The 19,343-nt window shown below is 42.4% G+C and carries 19 protein-coding genes; 8 read left to right on the top strand and 11 right to left on the bottom strand.

Translation table 11 applies throughout. The features are described from left to right. The first annotated feature begins 207 nt into the window (after positions 1-207). Both cls and VRUMOI_RS05825 read left to right on the top strand, forming a co-directional pair. Entirely contained in the window at positions 208-1,662 is a 1,455-nt protein-coding gene (cls, locus tag VRUMOI_RS05830; RefSeq protein WP_089138696.1) for a cardiolipin synthase, read from the top strand. A gap of 67 nt (positions 1,663-1,729) precedes the next feature. Then, positions 1,730-2,920, top strand: coding sequence for a cystathionine beta-lyase (locus VRUMOI_RS05825; RefSeq protein ID WP_089138695.1), 1,191 nt, complete (start codon positions 1,730-1,732; stop codon positions 2,918-2,920). Between the two features lie 106 nt (positions 2,921-3,026). On the opposite strand, the gene VRUMOI_RS05820 is transcribed toward VRUMOI_RS05825, so the two are convergent. From VRUMOI_RS05820 to pspA, 7 genes are all read right to left on the bottom strand, one after another. Beyond that, entirely contained in the window at positions 3,027-3,824 is a 798-nt protein-coding gene (locus tag VRUMOI_RS05820; protein ID WP_089138694.1) for a siderophore-interacting protein, read from the bottom strand. 25 nt (positions 3,825-3,849) lie between these two features. Continuing rightward, the gene (locus tag VRUMOI_RS05815) at positions 3,850-4,452 is read right to left on the bottom strand and encodes a recombinase family protein (RefSeq protein WP_089138693.1); all 603 of its coding nucleotides are present in this window, start codon (positions 4,450-4,452) and stop codon (positions 3,850-3,852) included. 191 nt (positions 4,453-4,643) lie between these two features. After that, positions 4,644-6,701 carry a BCCT family transporter gene (locus tag VRUMOI_RS05810; RefSeq protein WP_089138692.1) on the bottom strand — a complete coding sequence of 686 codons (2,058 nt, stop codon included), beginning with the start codon at positions 6,699-6,701 and terminating at the stop codon, positions 4,644-4,646. 267 nt (positions 6,702-6,968) lie between these two features. After that, a complete protein-coding gene (locus VRUMOI_RS05805; RefSeq protein WP_089138691.1) occupies positions 6,969-7,568 on the bottom strand; it encodes a DNA-3-methyladenine glycosylase I in 600 nt (199 codons plus the stop codon). A gap of 177 nt (positions 7,569-7,745) precedes the next feature. After that, positions 7,746-8,135: an envelope stress response membrane protein PspC gene (gene pspC / locus VRUMOI_RS05800; protein WP_089138765.1), complete on the bottom strand. Its 390-nt coding sequence runs from the start codon at positions 8,133-8,135 to the stop codon at positions 7,746-7,748. Positions 8,136-8,139: 4 nt separating this feature from the next. Beyond that, entirely contained in the window at positions 8,140-8,370 is a 231-nt protein-coding gene (gene pspB / locus VRUMOI_RS05795; RefSeq protein WP_089138690.1) for an envelope stress response membrane protein PspB, read from the bottom strand. A 46-nt stretch (positions 8,371-8,416) separates the two neighbouring features. Next, entirely contained in the window at positions 8,417-9,082 is a 666-nt protein-coding gene (gene pspA, locus VRUMOI_RS05790; protein WP_089138689.1) for a phage shock protein PspA, read from the bottom strand. A gap of 196 nt (positions 9,083-9,278) precedes the next feature. Between pspA and pspF the strand changes: the two genes are divergently transcribed. The 6 genes from pspF (at position 9,279) to VRUMOI_RS05760 (ending at position 15,695) form a co-directional block, all read left to right on the top strand. Further along, the gene (gene pspF, locus VRUMOI_RS05785) at positions 9,279-10,340 is read left to right on the top strand and encodes a phage shock protein operon transcriptional activator (RefSeq protein ID WP_089138688.1); all 1,062 of its coding nucleotides are present in this window, start codon (positions 9,279-9,281) and stop codon (positions 10,338-10,340) included. Positions 10,341-10,420: 80 nt separating this feature from the next. After that, the gene (locus VRUMOI_RS05780; RefSeq protein ID WP_089138687.1) at positions 10,421-12,043 is read left to right on the top strand and encodes an ABC transporter substrate-binding protein; all 1,623 of its coding nucleotides are present in this window, start codon (positions 10,421-10,423) and stop codon (positions 12,041-12,043) included. Beyond that, positions 12,043-13,005, top strand: coding sequence for an ABC transporter permease (locus VRUMOI_RS05775; protein WP_089138686.1), 963 nt, complete (start codon positions 12,043-12,045; stop codon positions 13,003-13,005). The genes VRUMOI_RS05780 and VRUMOI_RS05775 overlap by 1 nt, the downstream gene beginning before the upstream one ends. Then, positions 12,992-13,879, top strand: a complete 888-nt coding sequence (locus tag VRUMOI_RS05770; RefSeq protein WP_089138685.1) for an ABC transporter permease subunit — start codon at positions 12,992-12,994, stop codon at positions 13,877-13,879. The genes VRUMOI_RS05775 and VRUMOI_RS05770 overlap by 14 nt, the downstream gene beginning before the upstream one ends. After that, positions 13,879-14,910 (top strand): peptide ABC transporter ATP-binding protein, encoded by a 1,032-nt coding sequence (locus tag VRUMOI_RS05765; RefSeq protein WP_089138684.1) that lies wholly within the window; start codon positions 13,879-13,881, stop codon positions 14,908-14,910. Before VRUMOI_RS05770 ends, VRUMOI_RS05765 begins: the two co-directional genes overlap by 1 nt. Then, the gene (locus VRUMOI_RS05760) at positions 14,907-15,695 is read left to right on the top strand and encodes a peptide ABC transporter ATP-binding protein (protein WP_089138683.1); all 789 of its coding nucleotides are present in this window, start codon (positions 14,907-14,909) and stop codon (positions 15,693-15,695) included. Before VRUMOI_RS05765 ends, VRUMOI_RS05760 begins: the two co-directional genes overlap by 4 nt. A 59-nt stretch (positions 15,696-15,754) precedes the next feature. Here VRUMOI_RS05760 and VRUMOI_RS05755 read toward each other — a convergent pair whose 3' ends face one another. The 4 genes from VRUMOI_RS05755 to VRUMOI_RS05740 form a co-directional block, all read right to left on the bottom strand. Next, the gene (locus tag VRUMOI_RS05755) at positions 15,755-16,240 is read right to left on the bottom strand and encodes a response regulator (protein ID WP_089138682.1); all 486 of its coding nucleotides are present in this window, start codon (positions 16,238-16,240) and stop codon (positions 15,755-15,757) included. Between the two features lie 10 nt (positions 16,241-16,250). After that, positions 16,251-17,660 (bottom strand): SLC13 family permease, encoded by a 1,410-nt coding sequence (locus VRUMOI_RS05750; protein WP_089138681.1) that lies wholly within the window; start codon positions 17,658-17,660, stop codon positions 16,251-16,253. 169 nt (positions 17,661-17,829) lie between these two features. Continuing rightward, positions 17,830-18,219 carry a DUF2750 domain-containing protein gene (locus VRUMOI_RS05745; RefSeq protein ID WP_089138680.1) on the bottom strand — a complete coding sequence of 130 codons (390 nt, stop codon included), beginning with the start codon at positions 18,217-18,219 and terminating at the stop codon, positions 17,830-17,832. 77 nt (positions 18,220-18,296) lie between these two features. Further along, positions 18,297-19,205 carry a manganese-dependent inorganic pyrophosphatase gene (locus VRUMOI_RS05740; protein WP_089138679.1) on the bottom strand — a complete coding sequence of 303 codons (909 nt, stop codon included), beginning with the start codon at positions 19,203-19,205 and terminating at the stop codon, positions 18,297-18,299. Between the last annotated feature and the right edge of the window lie 138 nt (positions 19,206-19,343).

Here is a 19,343-nt window from a genome sequence, read left to right as displayed (position 1 = left end):
CACCATTCTCGACGACTTTCTCTCATTATTCCCTATTATTGAGCAAATGAGTCTATCAACGTTGGCATTTAATCGGAGTCTGATCTCTTATCGATTCAGTGATTGTCTCGAATTCACATCCTGTTGATTCAATAAGATTATGATTCAAATCTCAAGCCAAAGAATGGTAGTATCGGTGTACATTACGTGGTGATTTCAAAGGAAGAAATGGAAAAGTTTTATCAAATAGTCGCGCTAGCGGGTGTCATTGGTTACTGGCTTCTTGTTGCTTCAGTCACCATACGTGTTGTATTTAAACGCCGCGCGGTCAGCGTATCGCTTGCGTGGTTGATGATCATCTACATCATTCCTTTTGTTGGCGTACTACTTTACTTCCTATTTGGAGAGCTCAACCTAGGCCGAAAACGCGCCGAACGAGCTCAAAGTATGTTTGGCCCTTATGGCGACTGGTTTACTCAGTTACATGAATGCCAAGCGCATCAGCCGAACCTTCTTAATTTGCAGCTCGCGCAAATCCATGACTTATGTACCAATCGCACTGCCATTCCTGCGTTATGCGGTAATACGTTATCGCTGCAAGATACCCCAGATAAAATTCTTCGCTCTATTATTGAAGATATTGAACAAGCACAAACCAACATTCGCATGGAATTTTATATCTGGCAAAGTGGTGGGTTGATCGATTCTGTTAACTCAGCCTTGATTCAAGCAGCCAAACGCGGGGTCAATATTCAGATTTTAATCGATTCGGCTGGTAGCCCAAAATTCTTCAGAAGCCATTGGTATAATCTAATGCGAGAAGCCGGTATTGATATTCGTCAGGCACTCGAAGTGAATGCGTTTCGTGTGTTCTTTCGCCGATTAGACCTGCGCCTTCATCGCAAAATTATCACCATTGATGATGAGGTTGCTTATACCGGTTCAATGAATATGGTTGATCCTGAATTCTTCAAAAAAGATGCGGGGGTCGGAGAATGGATTGATGTGATGGTTCGAGTGACCGGCCCTACCGTTAATGTTCTCGCCGCGATTCATGCTTGGGATTGGGAAGTCGAAACCGGAGAACGCCACTTCCCTACTTTCCCAGTTTGCACCATTGAAACTAACGGTGCCCTACATCCAATTCAGGTGGTTCCCTCTGGGCCTGGTATGCCTGAAAATTTGATTCAACAAGTCTTAACGCTGGCGATTCATCAAGCTAAGAGATCTGTGCGTATCACCACTCCTTATTTTGTTCCTAGTGATAATTTAATGCAGGTGATCAAAATGACCGCTCAGCGAGGCGTCACCGTTGAATTATTATTACCCAAGAAAAATGACTCTCTATTAGTTAACTGGGCTTCAAAATCCTTCTTTAGTGAATTATTAGAAGCGGGTGTCCACATTTATCAATTTGATGCAGGCTTATTGCACACCAAATCCGTGGTTATCGATCAACAATATTGCCTGGTGGGTAGTGTTAACCTAGATATGAGAAGTTTGTGGCTTAACTTTGAATTAACCCTCGTCGTCGATGATTATGAATTCACTAAAGAATTATATTGGGTTCAAGAAAATTACTTAAATCAATCCACACCAATTTCAAAAGAGCGTTGGGAAAAGCGTAATTTTGCTCATCGCATGCTAGAAAGGCTTTTCTACTTATTTAACCCTTTGCTATAGCGAATGCGATAACAGCCAATAAAATATAGAGAAAACGATTAAGTTCTAACGAATATAAGGATATAAAATGTCAGAGAAGTACGAAACAAAACTGGTTAATGCAGGACGCAATAAAAAATGGACTCACGGCGTAGTTAACCCACCAGTTCAGCGCGCCTCTACCGTTGTATTTAATACCGTTGCCGAGAAAAACGAAGCGACCATGAAACGTCAAGGTCATACTTTATTTTATGGTCGTCGCGGTACCGAAACGCATTTCGCCTTTCAAGAAGCCATGACCCAAATCGAAGGTGGTGCCGGTTGTGCACTCTACCCTTGCGGCGCGGCAGCGATTACCAATTCAATCTTGTCTTTCGTTGAACATGGCGATCACATCTTAATGGTCGACAGTTGCTATGAACCCACTCGTGATTTCTGCAATATCATTCTCAAAAAAATGGGCATAGAAACCACTTACTATGAACCAAGTATTGGTGAAGGCATTCGTGATCTAATCCGCCCAAATACTAAGATTCTATTTACCGAATCTCCAGGCTCTTACACCATGGAAGTGCAAGATGTCCCAACGCTTTCTCGCATTGCCCATGAACACGACATTATCGTGATGCTCGATAATACTTGGGGCGCTGGTGTGAATTTTTCACCGTTTGAGCATGGCATTGATATCTCAATTCAGGCAGCAACCAAATACATCGTCGGTCATTCAGATGTGATGCTTGGTACTGCAGTGGCCAATGAAAAATACTGGCCACAACTGCGTGAGCAAAGCTACTTACTTGGTCAATGCGTGTCACCAGATGATGCTTATACAGGCTTACGTGGCCTGCGCACTTTAAGCGTACGTTTAAAACAACATGAACAAAATAGTATCGCGATTGCCAAATGGTTAGAAACCCGCCCTGAAGTCGACCATGTTCGCCACCCAGCCCTACCATCATGCCCGGGCCATGAATTCTTTGTGCGTGATTTTACCGGTTCAAATGGCCTCTTTTCATTTGTATTAAAAACCAGTGATAAGAAAGCGACAACAGCCCTTTTAGATACCGTGGAGCACTTTAGCATGGGGTATTCTTGGGGCGGTTATGAAAGTCTCATTCTCGCCAATGAACCAAGCAGTTTCGATAATATGCGCACAGTGTCTAACCCACACTTTGAAGGCACGCTTGTTCGTTTGCATATTGGTTTGGAAAACGTAGACGATCTGATTGAAGATTTAGAACGTGGTTTTACAGCTTATAATGCGGCACTTAATGCATAATTGATAACTGTAAAAGCAAGACATCCAGCCCCTTAAACGCAGGAGATAGCGCTAGGGGCTGAAAGATAAATACGACTCTTATGGCGATTAACCCATTAAACGACTATCACAAGCTCTCTGCGTCTTCACGCTTGATCACTTTGTGACCATCTTCGGTCACGCCTTGCTTCCAATAGCTACTGAAGTAACTCTTTTCTCGCTGTATCGCACCTTGATGGTTAAAGTGAGTGCGAATCGCTTTCATCGCCGTAAATTCGCACGCACACCAAATGGCAACATCCTGGCTATTTATGGATAGCTGAGTAACTGCATCACTTAACTGAATGGGATTATGGTCAATAACCGTGTGCAATTTCATGCCTTTGGGGAGCACCCAGTTGGGGTTATCTTGCGGTGAGCTCAACTGCACGATCACATGTCCGGTCGCATTATCATTAAGCTTCGACAGCTTAGCGGTGATGGCTGGAATTGACGTCATATCTGCCACCATGAACACTTGTTCTGCATTCAGGTCTATCACTTGACTCGTACCCGGGCCACCAATCGAAATCTTATCACCTACTTTTGCATTCATCGCCCAATGAATCGCATAACCACCTTGTTCTTGACTGATGATTTTGTTTTTTTCATCCACTTCATGCTTTACAAAATCGACGGCAATCTGGCCATTAACAAGATCTAACTCACTAATAGTGTAAGTACGCAGGACTGGACGTTGACCTTCTTCAAGAATCGAAACGTCAGTATGACCTTCAGGATGAAACATGAGCTTGATGTAGCCACCTAGGTCCGTTGCTTGTAATGATTTAAACTCATCACCCTGTAAGATAACACGTTGCATATTTGCTGAAAGTTCAAAAGAGTTAACAACAGTGGCAAGTTTCGGTTTTCTGTTTGGTTTCATATCTATTCCTTTTTTCTATCAGCAATTAATGAGCGGTTTTGTTGAGGAACTTGGCTTTAACACGTTTCACTGTCGAGATGCTCGCTCCAGTTTCATCAGCAATCGCTTGTAAGGTTTTATCGCTGGTGAGTAGATCAGCAATTCGTTGATGCAATTGGTGGTTAGCGCGTCGACCTTTGAATTTGGCTTGCCACTCTTCCTGATTGCCTTTCAGTTTTCTTCGCCCGAGTTCAGCGGCCATCAAACGCTGGTAGGTTTCTATTTCTTCATAACCTTTCATGAGCCGCAACATTGCTTCAGTTTGCTCATCGCTAGGCTTAAAAGTCAGATTCTGATGGTAGGTTTTTACCATTATGCCTTTATCAAGAAGATCGGTAATAACTTCATAGGCCAATTTGAAACCAAGACCAAAATCCGTCATCCACCAGATAAGTAACGTGTCCCCTGCATTTAACTGAGCATAGGCTTTCTGAAATTGAGGTCTTTCGTTTAAAGGAACATTACCTCGAATACCTCGCTCTATGTATAAATCAGCTTGTGTTTCATTCGTCATAACCTCAATACGGTTATCAATGTCTTCCACTTTTGGCGACACACGTAGATAACCAATTATTTGTGTTTGAGTCATATCTTTTCCGTCTTTAGGTTAAATAAATAAAACACCAAAAAGCTCATTTGGTGTTGACCTAAAATATAATGAGCCAGCGAGGTTCATATGTCAAACAAAACACCAAATGAACCTATCAACATTAAATAGGCTGGATCAAAAAAGCCTTACCAACGAATTGATAAGGCTTTGATATTTTAGTTATTTAATGATTATGCTTTAGAAGGCTCTGGTTGTTCAGGTGGCACATCATCATCATGCTCTTCCATATTCCAAGGTAGAATACCTGGTGAAATATGAATGAAGTGAAGGTAACGTTCGAACTGGTTCAAGATGTCGTTGATAATGTCTTGTTGTTCGTAGTTATACACATCATAAGCTTGACCACCACGGCGTAAGAACACTTCAGCGCGGTAATAATACTTATCTTCCGGCTCTTCACCTTCCTCATAAGCAAACTCTGGTAAGTCGTAGCCACGGAGACGAATTTCATAGATGAACTCAACTTGGCCTTCTTTGAATACTTCAAAGTGGGCGCGACATAGCTCTTCATCAAAGGTCACTTCGGCTTCCCAATCTTGTGCTTCAAGCTCTTGCTCAACACGCTTCATGCTATTAAGTGCAGTCACGCTAATGAATTTTTCAACGTCAGAACGAACAGGGAAATCAACCAGGTTCGCTAAACGTTTTTTCCATAAGCCTTTACCTACAGGGCTAGAAGTCGATTGTTGCGTTTGCATATATTGCTGTTGGCTTTCTTCATGATGCCCTTCAATACGCAACGCTTTAATCATACCCACCATCGCAATTAACATGATAATGGCAAATGGTAAGGCACTTACCACACTTGCCGTTTGCAATGCACCAAGGCCACCAGCGAGTAATAGAACTGAAGCAACAATCCCTTCCATTGCAACCCAGAAAGTACGTTGCCATGCAGGAGTCTCTTGAACGCCACCAGAAGCCAATGAGTCGATAACCAAAGACCCCGAATCTGATGAAGTAACAAAGAACGTAATGATCAAAATTACCGTGATAAACGAGATGATCGATGTCATTGGCAGACGTTCAAACAATTTGAACAAAGCAATCGCGTTATTATTTTGTACTTCTTGAATGATGTGATGATAGCCATCGGTCATGATCATGTGTAGTGCGGTATCACCAAACACGGAGAACCATAAGAAGGTAAAGATAGTTGGAACCACCATCACACCCACAACAAATTGGCGAATCGTACGACCACGGCTGATTTTCGCAATGAACAGACCAACAAATGGTGCCCATGCAATCGTCCAACCAAAGATGAACAACGTCCAGTTACCAATCCAGTCACTTGATACATAAGCTTGTAGATTGAAAGTACGCTCAACAATATTACTTAAGTAATTACCAGTATTCTGCATAAAGGTATTTAAGATAAACAGCGTTGGACCTGCAACAAACACAAATAGCATCAGTAGAACCGCAAGGCCGATATTCAATAGAGATAAGTTTTTCACCCCTTTATCCATACCAGCAAGTACCGAAGCCAATGCACACAAGGTAATTAAGGTAATGGCAATGATTTGTACTGTGCTATTGATTGGAATCTCAGGCCATAGGTAATGTAGGCCGGTATTGATTTGAGTTACCGATAGACCAAGCGTAGTCGCAATACCAAACAAGGTACCTAAAATCGCAAAGACATCCACGGTATGACCGATTGGCCCGTGAATTTTATCACCGATCAATGGGTAAAGCGTGGAGCGCATCGAAAGCGGTAAACCATGACGAAAAGCAAAATATGCAAGAGATAAACCCACTAAACCATAGATAGCCCAAATATGAAAACCCCAGTGGAAAAAAGCAATTTGCATCGCTTCACGAGCGGCTTCAATACTTTCTGGTGCGGCGGTTGGCGGCGCAGCATAGTGTAAGACAGGCTCTGCTACTCCAAAGAAAAGTAATGCAATACCGTAGCCTGCTGAAAACAGCATCGCAAACCACTCTGTAAAGCTATACTCCGGTTCCGAATGATCTGGCCCTAACTTAATTTCGCCCCACTTACTGATTGCTACCGTCACAATAAAGACTAAAAAGATGGCAACCGCTAGCATATAAAACCAGCCAAAGTTGGTCGTAACGTCAGAAAGTAGCTCAGAGAAAAAAGCGCCAGCCCGTTCGGGGTTTGATATCGTTCCTATCACTAATAAAGCAATAACGATAACGGCAGGTATAAAGACGGGTATCAAAACCGTCGATGACCGTTTGGTCGTTGAAACATCCATGTGCTTCTCCTATTTTGATTAAAACTTTTAAGTTGTTACATCCCGTCTAACCATCATGAACATCTCAACGTTCACCACAACATAATCAACACAATGCTCTAACATTCTTGAAGAATACAAATAGTCAAAGTGAATATCCATACATTTTATGATGGAATAATCTTCTTTTAGCTCAACCGCACAAAAACCTTATAATTCGTTTAAATAGTAAACAAAAAATTAATTTATTTCATTTATTAAACAAATAGTTATGACAAAAACATACGCCTAACTTTTGTTTTGTTTTTTATGGTTTAAACATTTTTCATAGCAAGGACAATCCACCACATGATCATTCACCATGCCAACCGCTTGCATAAAAGCGTAGCAGATTGTCTCACCCATAAATTTAAAGCCATTTTTCTTTAAAAATTTACTCATTGCTTTTGAGCGCTCCGACACCGCCGGAATTTGTGACATCTCCGTCCAATGATTTTGAATCGGTTTGCCATCAACAAACTGCCACAACGCTTTACTCAATGATCCATATTCTTTTTGTAAGGCTTTAGCGGCACGCGCATTTGAATACACAGAGGCAATTTTTCCTTTATGTTTCACCACATCAAAGTTATCAATAATGTATGGCACTTTGGTTTCATCGTATTGACTTAACGTCTCGATATCAAAGCCTTCAAATGCTGCTTTATAGCCGTCACGTTTATTTAAAATGGTTCGCCAGCTCAATCCTGCTTGTGCGCCCTCTAAACAAATGAATTCGAACAATATCGTGTCATCGTAAACCGGCACGCCCCACTCTTGATCGTGATATTCGCGTTCATTATCATGCTTCATTGCCCAACCGCAGGTCGTATCGTTATTGTGTGTCATCGTATTCCCAATCTCTCTTATTCGTTATCGCAAAGTTCAACACCCTCAAAGTGGAAACTTCAACTCTTATGGTCATATAGAAAATCAAAAAAAACCTCTGACACAGCATAGCTGAATCAGAGGTGAGAATTTCAATATTAATCAATTTAAATCGCAATAAATGCCATCACTAAAAAATTATAACTTGCTGAATTCCTTGTTAACCTTATAAGCATCAGAAGTCACATAAGCTTCCATATCTCGTATTTTATCTTCTAATAACGCATATTCTTTATCGAGATCGGCCAATAACTCCGCGGGTAACTGCCCTGTCTGCCAAGGCTTACTTTTGATGGTATGGTCAAAGTCAAACTCATCAGCAGCCGCAAGATTATCAGGACGCTTTTCTAACATCAGCCATAAACCAAAGTAGGCAAATAACACTAGAATACCGCCACCAAGGAGAAAGGCCGACACGACTATAATCCGTACCCACCAGGCTTCCATACCGAAATATCGACCCAGCCCTGCACATACCCCAGCTAATTTGCCATTCTTAGGATCACGATATAATGCTTCTCTATCCATTCCTTTAGCCATGATCACGCCTCCAATTTGGCGCCTCAGCGTCTAAGATTTTTTCTAATGTTTTTACGCGTTGCTGAATGCTTTCTGCTCGCTCTGCTAATGACTTTAATTGATCAAGCTCATCACTCGATAAGCCATGCGCCACTTTGCGTTTGCTTCGATAATGAAGCAGCAACCACAGCGGGGCGACAAAAATTAAAAATACAATCAGCGGTGCCACGAAAAAGGTACTCATGAACAGCTCCTAATTATTCTTATTAAAATACGTAGTTCAGCCAAGATTATTTATCTTGCAGACTTTTCTTTAGCTTTTCTAGCTCTTGTTCAATCTCATCATCGGCCTGCAATTCAGCAAACTCTTGATTCAGATCTTTGCCTTTCTCACCTAAATCATAACTATCTGCTTCCGCTTCCAGTTCATTAATTTTGCGCTCGTATTGCTCAAACTTAGACATTGCCTCTTCTGTTTTACCTGTGTGCAATTGCTTTTTAATATCACGACGATGGCCCGCGGCTTGGCGACGCATCACCAGAGATTTTTGCTTAGCGCGAGTTTCAATGATTTTACTCTCAAGCTTGCTAATCTCACCGGCTAACTTATCGATAGACTCATCTAGTAACGCCTTTTCCATGCGCAAATTTTTAAGCTGTTCTTCTGCTTTCTGCTTTTCGATTAGCGCACCACGAGCAAGATCTTCTCGCTGCTTTTGAATGGCTAAAGATGCTTTGTTTTTCCAATCTTCGACTTGGTCGTCAAGAAACTCAATACGGCGAGTTATTTCTTTATTATCGGCCAACGCTTTTGCTGAATGTGTTCTGACTTCAACTAACGTGTCTTCCATCTCTTGAATAATAAGGCGGATCATTTTTTCTGGATCTTCCGCTTTATCTAATAAAGAGCTGATATTTGAATTCACGATGTCGGCAAAACGAGAAAAAATACCCATGTTCGATTCCTTCTTAGTATGTCAATTTAATAAACCGTCTTTGTTTATGCTTAGTGGTATCTAATACAGGAAGCATGCCAACTTTTAAGGCATTGATATAGTTAGCAAATAATTAAACCAAATGAAAACACCTTGCATAAAGTGAGCATTTTAGCTAATTATTGGTAAATTCAACCATCAATACAAATGGATGTTCATGAAAGCACAAAATATCATCGGGCAATCTGCCGCATTTCTTGCAGCCCTAGATAAGACATCACAACTGGCCGCCATTGAGCGTCCTATTCTTATTGTTGGAGAAAGAGGGACTGGCAAAGAGCTCATTGCTCAACGACTGCATTATTTGTCTAAGCGTTGGCAGCATCCTTTAATCAGCTTAAATTGCTCGGCACTTAGCGAAGGGTTAATCGATTCTGAATTATTTGGTCACGAATCAGGGGCATTTACCGGCTCAAAAGGCCAACACAAAGGGCGATTTGAACGCGCAGAAAATGGCACATTATTTTTAGATGAATTGGCTACTGCACCTTTTTCAGTACAGGAAAAGCTGTTAAGAGTGATTGAATACGGTGAATATGAGCGGGTTGGTGGCCATAAAACCTTACAAGCCGATGTTCGCCTTGTCTGTGCCACTAATGCGGATTTACCACAAATGGCTCAGCAAGGTGTATTCCGAGCCGATCTCTTAGACCGTCTTGCTTTCGATGTTATTCACCTTCCTCCACTAAGGCAGCGTCAAGAAGACATTCCATTGCTGGCAGAACATTATGCTATTCAAATGTGCCAAGAGCTCGGTTTGCCATTGTTTACTGGCTTTAGTACTCGAGCGCAATCTGAGTTACATAATTATCCTTGGCCTGGCAATGTGCGTGAATTAAAAAATGTGGTCGAGCGCGCGGTTTATCGTCATGGTACTCAACAAGGAGAAATTGATGACATTGAGTTCAATCCTTTTCAGTCTCCAGCGGTATCTTCGCCGTCTTTGTTATCTTCAGTTTTTCCATCAACTGAACCAATAAGTGACGGCGTCACCAAAAAGACGCCTATAATAGATAACAATGATGAACAGGATGCACCGGCCTTGCCTATTGATTATAAACAGTGGCAACAAGATCAAGATATTCAGCTACTAAAACAAAGTTTAAAGCAGGCTAAGTATCATCAAAGAAATGCAGCTAAACTTTTAGGCTTGAGCTACCATCAATTTAGAGGAATGCTCAGGAAATACGAGATGATAGGAAAAGATCAACAAGATTAAGTGATGCCTTTCTACTTGGTCTCACTACCTCCGCTGTCGTTGGCTATACATTATTCGTTTGGAATTTAGGGAAAAATTCAATGCCGAATTCATTACGCTATTTGCTATTACCTTTATTGGCGTCGTTAGGACTGGCCGGCTGTAATGATCCCGAAGACATTCAGTTAACAAAACAAAATGGCTTTGTATATTGCGGCAGCACCCATCCGCAATTTTTAAATCCGCAGCTTTCTGATGGCGGTGATAATATTAAATCTATTGGCCCTCAATTATTCGACTCATTACTCACCCTTGATCCCATTAGCTTTAAACCCAAGCCAAATCTCGCCACACACTGGAAAGTAAATGAAGATAAAACTCAATATACCTTCACCTTAAGAGCCAACGTTGAATTCCAACATACCTCATGGTTTCAACCCTCTCGCCCAATGAATTCGCATGATGTTGTATTTAGCTTTAAACGTATTATCGATTCTTCAAACCCCTATTATTATGTCAATGGTGGCCGTTATCCGTGGTTTCAAAGCATCGGGTTCTCTCGCTTAGTGAAAGATGTAAAAGCCATTGACGACCGTCACGTTCAATTTACCCTTTCTCACCCTGACAATACTTTTCTCGATAACATCTCAACTATTTTTGCTGCTATTCATTCACAAGAGTATGCCCATCAACTCGCTGCAAAAGATGAGAAGTCACAATTGGATGAGTTTCCGATTGGCACTGGCCCTTTTCAATTAGAAAAATCTCATCATAATGAATTGATTCGCTTAACTAAACACGCTAATTACTGGCATCACCCAGCTGAAATGCAGCAAGTTGTATTTGATTTCAGCCATCGCGGCACCGGCACATTAGCAAAGTTGCTCACACAAGAATGTGATGTGATGACGGACCCCATTTCAAGCCAACTTACTCTTATTAATAAAAACACCGATATTCGCTCAAACATCAGCAAAGCAATGAATGTGGCGTTTATTTCAGTGAATACTCAACATTTTGCCTTAAGTGATGTACGGGTTCGTCAGGCATTAAACTTTGCAATTAACAGAAAAAGCATCATTGATGCGGTCTATTTTGGCCAAGGTTACGTCGCAACCTCATTATTACCCTCTGATTCATGGGCATATCAAGACAACAGCCTTCAAATTCGTTATGATCGCCAATACGCAAAAGCCTTATTGAAACAAGCTGGCTTTGGTGATGGATTGAAGCTCACTATGTGGGTCCCACTAGCGGCACAATCTTATAATCCAAACCCACATAAAACCGCTGAATTGCTTCAGGCAAATTTTGCTGATATTGGTGTGACGGTTTCGATCTTAACTGAAAAGTTTGGTAGACGAGATAGACTCACTCAGCAATCCAATGCTGACCTAGTCCTCACGGGCTGGGCGGCCAATACCGGTGATCCGGATAGCCTACTAAGACCTCAGTTATCGTGTGAGGCTAGGCGAGCGGGTTTAAATGTTTCAATGTGGTGTGATTCAGATTTTGATTTTTTATTGACGTTAGCCCGTGAAAGCGAGCAAACTCGTCACCGGTTAAACTTATATCATCAAGCACAAACTATGCTCACTCAAGAATTACCAATCATTCCAATCGCTCATGGCGTACAATATCAAGTACATCACAGCTCATTAAGTGGCTTTGCATTAAACCCTTTTAATTCGGGTAGCTTTGAACACGTTGTAAGGGAAAAATAATGCTGCTTTACACCCTGCGCCGCATAAACTTATTCATCATTACCTTGTTAATTTTGACGCTCATTGGCTATAGCATTTTACGCTTAGATCCTCTTTCGCCATGGGCCATTCAAGATTTCTTCCATGGTTGGGTAACCTACTTAAATCAATTGAGCCAACTTAACCTTGGCATCAACTTGCATGGTGACCCCGTTATTGAAGAAATTAAACTGGTATTCCCGGCAACCTTAGAGTTGTGCTTTTTTGCAATGATCGTCTCTTTGATCATTGGTATACCAATTGGGACAATTGCAGGAATGCGCCAAGGGAAATGGGTTGATACCTTCATCTCATTTTCTTCGATGGTCGGTTACTCGATTCCGATTTTTTGGATTGCGTTAATGTTAATCATGTTTTTTTCTTTGAACCTCGGTTATACCCCGGTTTCAGGGCGACATGATTTATTACTCGAAGTCCCTTACATTACAGGGTTTGCGACTATTGATGCCTTCTTATCAAGAGACATTAATCGCCTAGAGTTAATTCATAGCGTCATGATGCACTTACTTTTACCTTGCATGGTTTTAGCCCTTGCGCCAACCACTGAAGTGATTCGTCTTATGCGCTCATCGGTTGCCGATGTTCGTAAACAAAACTACATTCGTGCTGCTCGTATTCGTGGTTTATCAACCTATGAAATCATTTTTAAACATGTGCTACGAAATGCTATCCCACCGATTATTCCAAAAGTTGGCGTTCAACTTTCAACCATGCTGACTTACGCCATTATTACTGAATCGATATTTAACTGGCCGGGGATCGGAAGATGGTTACTCGATGCCCTTGCGGATAAAGATTATGTTTCAATCCAAGCAGGCGTGATTACCGTCGCGACTTTCGTGTTATTCGTCAATATTTTGTCCGACTTAATTGGCGCAATGGTTAACCCTTTGGTAAGGAAGCAGTGGTATGCTGTCAAATAATATCTATCAAGAAGACCGTATTCCGGGTCAATTTGAACGCTTCTGGCGCAGTTATCGAGCCAACAGTCTCGCGATGTTTGGCTTATGGTGTTTTGTGATTTTATTACTCGTTACGCTTGGCGCTCAGTGGTTAGCTCCGCATGATCCTTTAATGCAAACAGGCCACCGATTACAGCCACCCTCTTGGAGCCCTCACGGTAGTGTCGAGTACTTCTTAGGAACCGATGACATTGGACGCGATCTTCTTTCACGCTTAATTATCGGTACCCAATTAACCTTTGGCTCAGGTCTACTCATTATGCTAATTGCCACCGTAATTGGTTGCACCATTGGTATTTTTGCGGGTATGACCAAAGGTTTAGTGTCAAGTACCTTGAACCACTTACTCGACACCGTGATGTCAATTCCCTCGATTTTGCTGGCGATTATCTTTGTCGCCTTTCTTGGCACTGGTGAATTTAATATCCTACTGGCGATTTGTTTAGCCCTTATTCCGCGCTTTATCCGCTCGGTGTACATTGCCGTGAATGCGGAAATGGAAAAAGACTACAACATTGCTGCTCGCTTAGATGGCTCGAACAACTTTCAATTACTTTGGAGTTCTATCTTGCCAAACCTATCCACGGTGATTGCAGCAGAAATGACACTAGCCGCCTCGATGGCAATTTTAGATATCAGTGCATTAGGCTTTTTAGAGCTTGGTGCCCAATCTCCAACACCTGAATGGGGAACCATGCTAGGTGACTCGGTTGATTTGATTTATTTAGCGCCTTGGACGGTTACGCTCCCTGGGATATTTATTATGTTTTCCGTCATTATCATCAATTTAGTCGGTGAAGGCATACGTCATTCACTGAGTGCGGGGACCGAATAATGCCATTACTCGATATTCGCAATTTAACCATTGAAATCGAAACCCCACACGGTACGGTAAAAGCGGTTGAACGCATGAGCCTGACGTTAAATGAAGGGGAAATTCGTGGCCTAGTGGGTGAATCAGGCTCAGGTAAAAGCCTAGTCGCAAAAGCTATCGTTGGTCTAACCAAAGATACGTGGAAAGTATCCGCTGACCGCATGCGCTTGGGCAGCATCGACTTATTACAACTTACTCCCAAGGAACGTCGCCGTGTTATCGCGCGTGATATAGCGGTAATTTTCCAAGAGCCGAGCAGTTGTCTCGATCCATCAGAGCAAATTGGCCATCAGCTACGCGAGTCCATTCCTTCTTCCTCATTTGAAGGTAAATGGTGGCAACGCTGGCACTGGCGTCATAAATTAGCCAAAGCCTTATTGCACAAAGTAGGGATTAAAGATCACCGTCAAGTGATGAGTTGCTACCCGTACGAGCTCACCGATGGCCAATGCCAGAAAATTATGATCGCGATGGCGATTGCGTCTAAACCTAAATTGTTGATTGCCGATGAGCCAACCAACGATCTCGATCCAATCACCCAGTCTCAAATCTTGCGATTACTCAGTCGTTTAAATCAAGTCAATAACACCACCATTATGTTGATTGGGCATGACCTCACCACGATCACTCAATGGGCAACCCGTATTACGGTGATGTACTGTGGCCAATCGGTTGAATCGGCCAATACCAAGCATATTTTAACGGAACCTAAACATCCTTATACCGTGGCGTTGTTGCATGCAATGCCAGACTTTAATGATTGGATCCCACACAAAAGCCGCCTACCTTCTCTACCGGGTTCAATACCACCATTACAGCATCTACCAATAGGGTGTCGTCTTGGTCCACGCTGCCCTTATGCGCAAACTAAATGTGTGCATGTACCCGTTAGAAAAAAAATCAAAACCCATCAATTCAGCTGTCATTTCCCATTGAATATGGAAAAACGCTCAACACTTGAGAAAAAAGCGAAAACGGAGAAACACGTATGAGTGCGTTATTAGAAGTCATCGATTTATCGAAGAACTTTGTCACTCGTTCTGGTTTTTTCCGTAAGCGAGTCCATCAAGCGGTGAAACCAATTTCGTTTACTCTAGAGCCTGGGCAAACCCTAGGGATCATCGGGCAAAATGGCTCAGGAAAATCAACACTGGCGAAAATGCTTGCCGGTGTGACCGAACCTAGCCATGGCAAAATCTTTGTTAATGGTGAACAACTGTTTGATAAAGACTACTCCACCCGCTGTAAGCTCATTCGAATGATATTCCAAGATCCCAATACCTCGCTGAATCCGCGTATTCAGATTGGGCGTATTTTGGAAGAACCATTAAAACGTAATACTCAGATGTCACCGGAAGCACGTATTCAGCGTGTCAAAGAAACCTTAATTCGCGTTGGTTTGCTTCCTGAACATGCATACTTCTACCCTCAAATGCTCGCCACAGGCCAGAAGCAGCGTGTTTGCTTGGCAAGAGCCTTGGTACTTCAACCTTCGGTGATTGTCGCCGATGAGGCGCTTAACGGGCTTGATATGGCCATGCGCTCACAGATCATCAACCTGTTCTTAGAGCTGCAAGAAGAAATGGGGGTGTCTTTTGTGTATGTTTCCCAACATATCGGTGTGGTTAAACACATCACCGACAAGTTAATCGTGATGCATGAAGGTGAAGTGGTTGAATCTGGTGATACTCAACAAGTGATTGCCAACCCGCAACACACTATTAGCCAGAAGCTGATCGAAAACCACTTTCATAAAACCCCGAGTCATTTGAAGTAACAAAATTTCCCTCTTGCCTTGGATTATCTCGACAAGAGGGAAACCCTTATCCAACCGCGCTAAGAAGTCACGCTACGTAAAAACTTCAGCACCGTATCCGCATCAAGATGCTGTTGTAAGGGCTCATAATCAATTCCTTTATCAAAGATATATTCCGTGAGCAGCACTCGCACTTCATGCAGCAACTCATCGCTATCCCAAGGTTTAATAAAGAAACGATCCACTTGCGCGAGATTAATTGCATCAATAAGGGCTTGTTGGCTTGGGTTTTGAGACAACATGACTTTCTTGGTGTGACGAAAACGCCTATCAGTCACGAGATTTTGTAACCAATCGACGCCACTTTGGATCGGCATATTTTGATCCGATAAAATCACGCAAATATAGCCGCCCTCTTGATCCAATCTTTCCAAATACTCTTGTGCACTTTGCGCATCCGGACAAATTTTAATCTTTACCCAACTGGCAAGCTCAGAGAGATCATGCGCCAACTGAAATAATATTTCCGGCTGATCATCGACACAAACAATATGAAATTTTTCCATGTGAGCCTCACTAATAAACCATATTTAAAATTGCCACGAGAGCAAAACTCAGCACCACGCCCGTCACACCAATAATCACACCAACTTTGGCCATATCTTGAGTTTTAATATGCCCAGTGGCATGGGCAAGAGCATTAGGCGGAGTGCTTATTGGCAATGCCATCCCTAGAGACGCTGCAAAGGTCACAACCAGAATCAACATCGGTTGTCCCCCTAATACATCTAAACTCACCATCGTTGCCCCGAGCGCTGCCATAATTGGCATTAACAAGTTGGCTGTTGCCGTATTAGACATAAAATTGGCCATCAACAAGCTAAGCAGTGCCGCGCCAATTAACACGACATAAGGTGAAAATTCTCCAAATGGGATGCTATACACCACCAATGCGGCTAGGCCACTTTTATCTAAGGCAAGACCGAGCGCAATCCCCCCTGACACCAGCCACAGCACATCCCAAGAAATCTTTTTCAAATCTTCTTTGGTAATAATACCCGTCACCAAAAAGACCGTTACTGGGATCATCGCAACCGTGTATGAATTCATTCCGTGGCTACTGCCCATCAGCCATAACACTATGGTCAAAATAAAGGTGACATAGACAATAATAGCTTGTGGCGTTTTAAGAAATTTACCTTTGATGTCGAGTGAAATACTTCTTTGCTTCGCAGGAAATAACAGCAAGATTAATACCCAAGCGATGGCCATCAATACAATGACAAACGGCACCGCAAACGCCATCCATTCCCCAAAAGAAATGGAGGCGCTTGATTGCAAGTATTTCAAAGCAATCGCATTGGGTGGCGTGCCGATGGGTGTCCCTATTCCGCCGATATTTGCCGCAAGTGGAATACACAACGCAAAGGCCGTTCGACTCGGATCCTCCGGTTTCAACAACACCATTACTGGCGTTAGAATCGATAACATCATGGCGGTTGTCGCGGTATTAGACATAAACATTGAAAACAACGCGGTGATCAACATTAAGCCTAGGATCATAAAACGTGGTTGGTCACCAAATGGTTTTAGTAGCACCCTCGCTAAATTGATGTCTAAACGGTATTTGGTCGCTGCAATCGCCAGAAAGAATCCCCCCAAAAACAGCATAATGATCGGATTAGCAAAGGTCGCCATGATATCGGTATGATTGAGAATCACACCATAGTGGTCCGTCGCTTGCTGGCCGGTAAACCACACAATTGCTTTATCGGAAATCAGTAATAACTCAAAACAAATAATCGCCACTGAGGTCGCGTAGATAGGAATGGGTTCTAATATCCAACTTAATGCCGCAAATAAAAATATCGCCGCAACACGTTGTTGAATAATCGTCATGCCTTCAAAGGGAAAAGCAGCAAGCGGCAAAAATAACACGATTAAAGGGATCATTATTGGCAATAAAAAGCGAAGGTATAAACGCATAGTCTTTACTCTATTGGTAAATATCACCCTATCATCGATCGCCGATGCGTTATTAATATAGAGCTAGATCAATGATTTGTACGTTATTAATTTTGCCATGCTGAATGTGTGACTGGATGCAAAAAAGGCAGCTTATCGGCTGCCTTTGATTCGTAAATAACGCCTTGTTTTAGCGCTTCTGAGCTTGTTTCTTTAATTCAAAATCAAACTCATCAGGGAATACAATCACGCCCTCTTGGTCTGCATTTGGAAAAACCACCACCGATAAATCATCATCCGCTAAACCATGTGTCCAACGGCTATGCCACTTATTCAGTGAAATCGCTTCAGGCTTACAATGTTCCCAGTCACCATTGGCCCACGCTTGTGCAAATTCTTCATTTGGCCATACCGGAACACAATCTTCTTCTTCCGTATTCAGCATCACGCAACCATCTTCATCAATCAAAATCCAGATTTGACGATTGGCCACCACTTCTTTCACGCAATATTGAAAACGTTTTTCGCTATCGTAAGCATTAATCGTTTCGATTGTTGCAGCATCTAATACTTGAGACATAGACTTCTCCTCATATAAAAAAGGCGAGTTTAAACCCGCCTCTTAATTAATTTTCGTCGAACAGCTTAATAAATACGTTATTTAGCGAGTTCAGTTTGTAGCCAAGGCCAACCCTGCTTCTTACGGCTTAAGGTGTTTTCCATGGTTAGAGAGCCATCTTTAACGTGTTTCTCAAGCTTAGCAGACCATTCACCTTTGAATAGTAGCTCAGTAGTGCTAGTCGTGATGTCCGTTAGCATAAGCGCGGCAAAGGCTAGACCATCTTCTTGACAACGACGCTCAAGGTCTGCGTTCAAGTCATCAATCATGCCGTCAACTTGTTCCATTGTCGCAAGCTCTACTTGGCCTACTACCACGTCACGACCATTGAATGGGTACGCTTTTAAGTCTTTCTCAACCAATTGAGCTGCGCTTAAACCTTCGATGTCTGTTTTTGCAATCAGCAAGTTTTTGATGAATTCGTCTAGGTTTTCAATCCCTGCGATTTCCGCTAACTCTTTTACTGCCGCTTCATCTTTTGGCGTACAGGTTGGAGATGCAAAGCCTACTGTGTCAGATAAGATTGCTGACATCATAAGAATTGCATAAGGCTTCTCGATTTTTGTTTCTTCCATTTTGAATAGGTTAAACAAAATCGTACAAGTACAGCCAACAGGCCAGATCCAAGCTTCTAGTGGGTTCACTGTCATCACATCGCCTAGGCGGTGGTGGTCGACAATACCAACGATCTCAGCATCAGCAATATCATCTGGTGCTTGAGAAACATCGGTGTAATCCACTAACCAGATTTTTTGGCCAGCAACGCCAGTACACATTTCAGGTTGCTCAACACCCGCTTGCTCAAGAATGTATTGAGTTTCACGGTTTAATTCGCCTTGACGAACGGGTTTCGCTTCAAGACCACGGGCTTTTAAAAGCTCAGTGGCAACCAATGCACTACAAATGCTATCACTATCTGGGTTTTTGTGACCGACTACTTGGATCATGTGTTTTCCTATTACGACTATTTATACTCAGGATATTCCGGTGATGTTTAGCGGAAATATTTTGCCCGCTACTTTACCTGATTTTCAAAATTTGTCATTGCTCAAGTGACAATTAAGTGAGCAAATATTTGGCTCTCG

Source organism: Vibrio rumoiensis (genome assembly GCF_002218045.2).
Classification (GTDB): domain Bacteria; phylum Pseudomonadota; class Gammaproteobacteria; order Enterobacterales; family Vibrionaceae; genus Vibrio; species Vibrio rumoiensis.
Note: the sequence above shows the minus strand (reverse complement) of the source record. Positions and strands in the feature narration are given on the sequence as shown.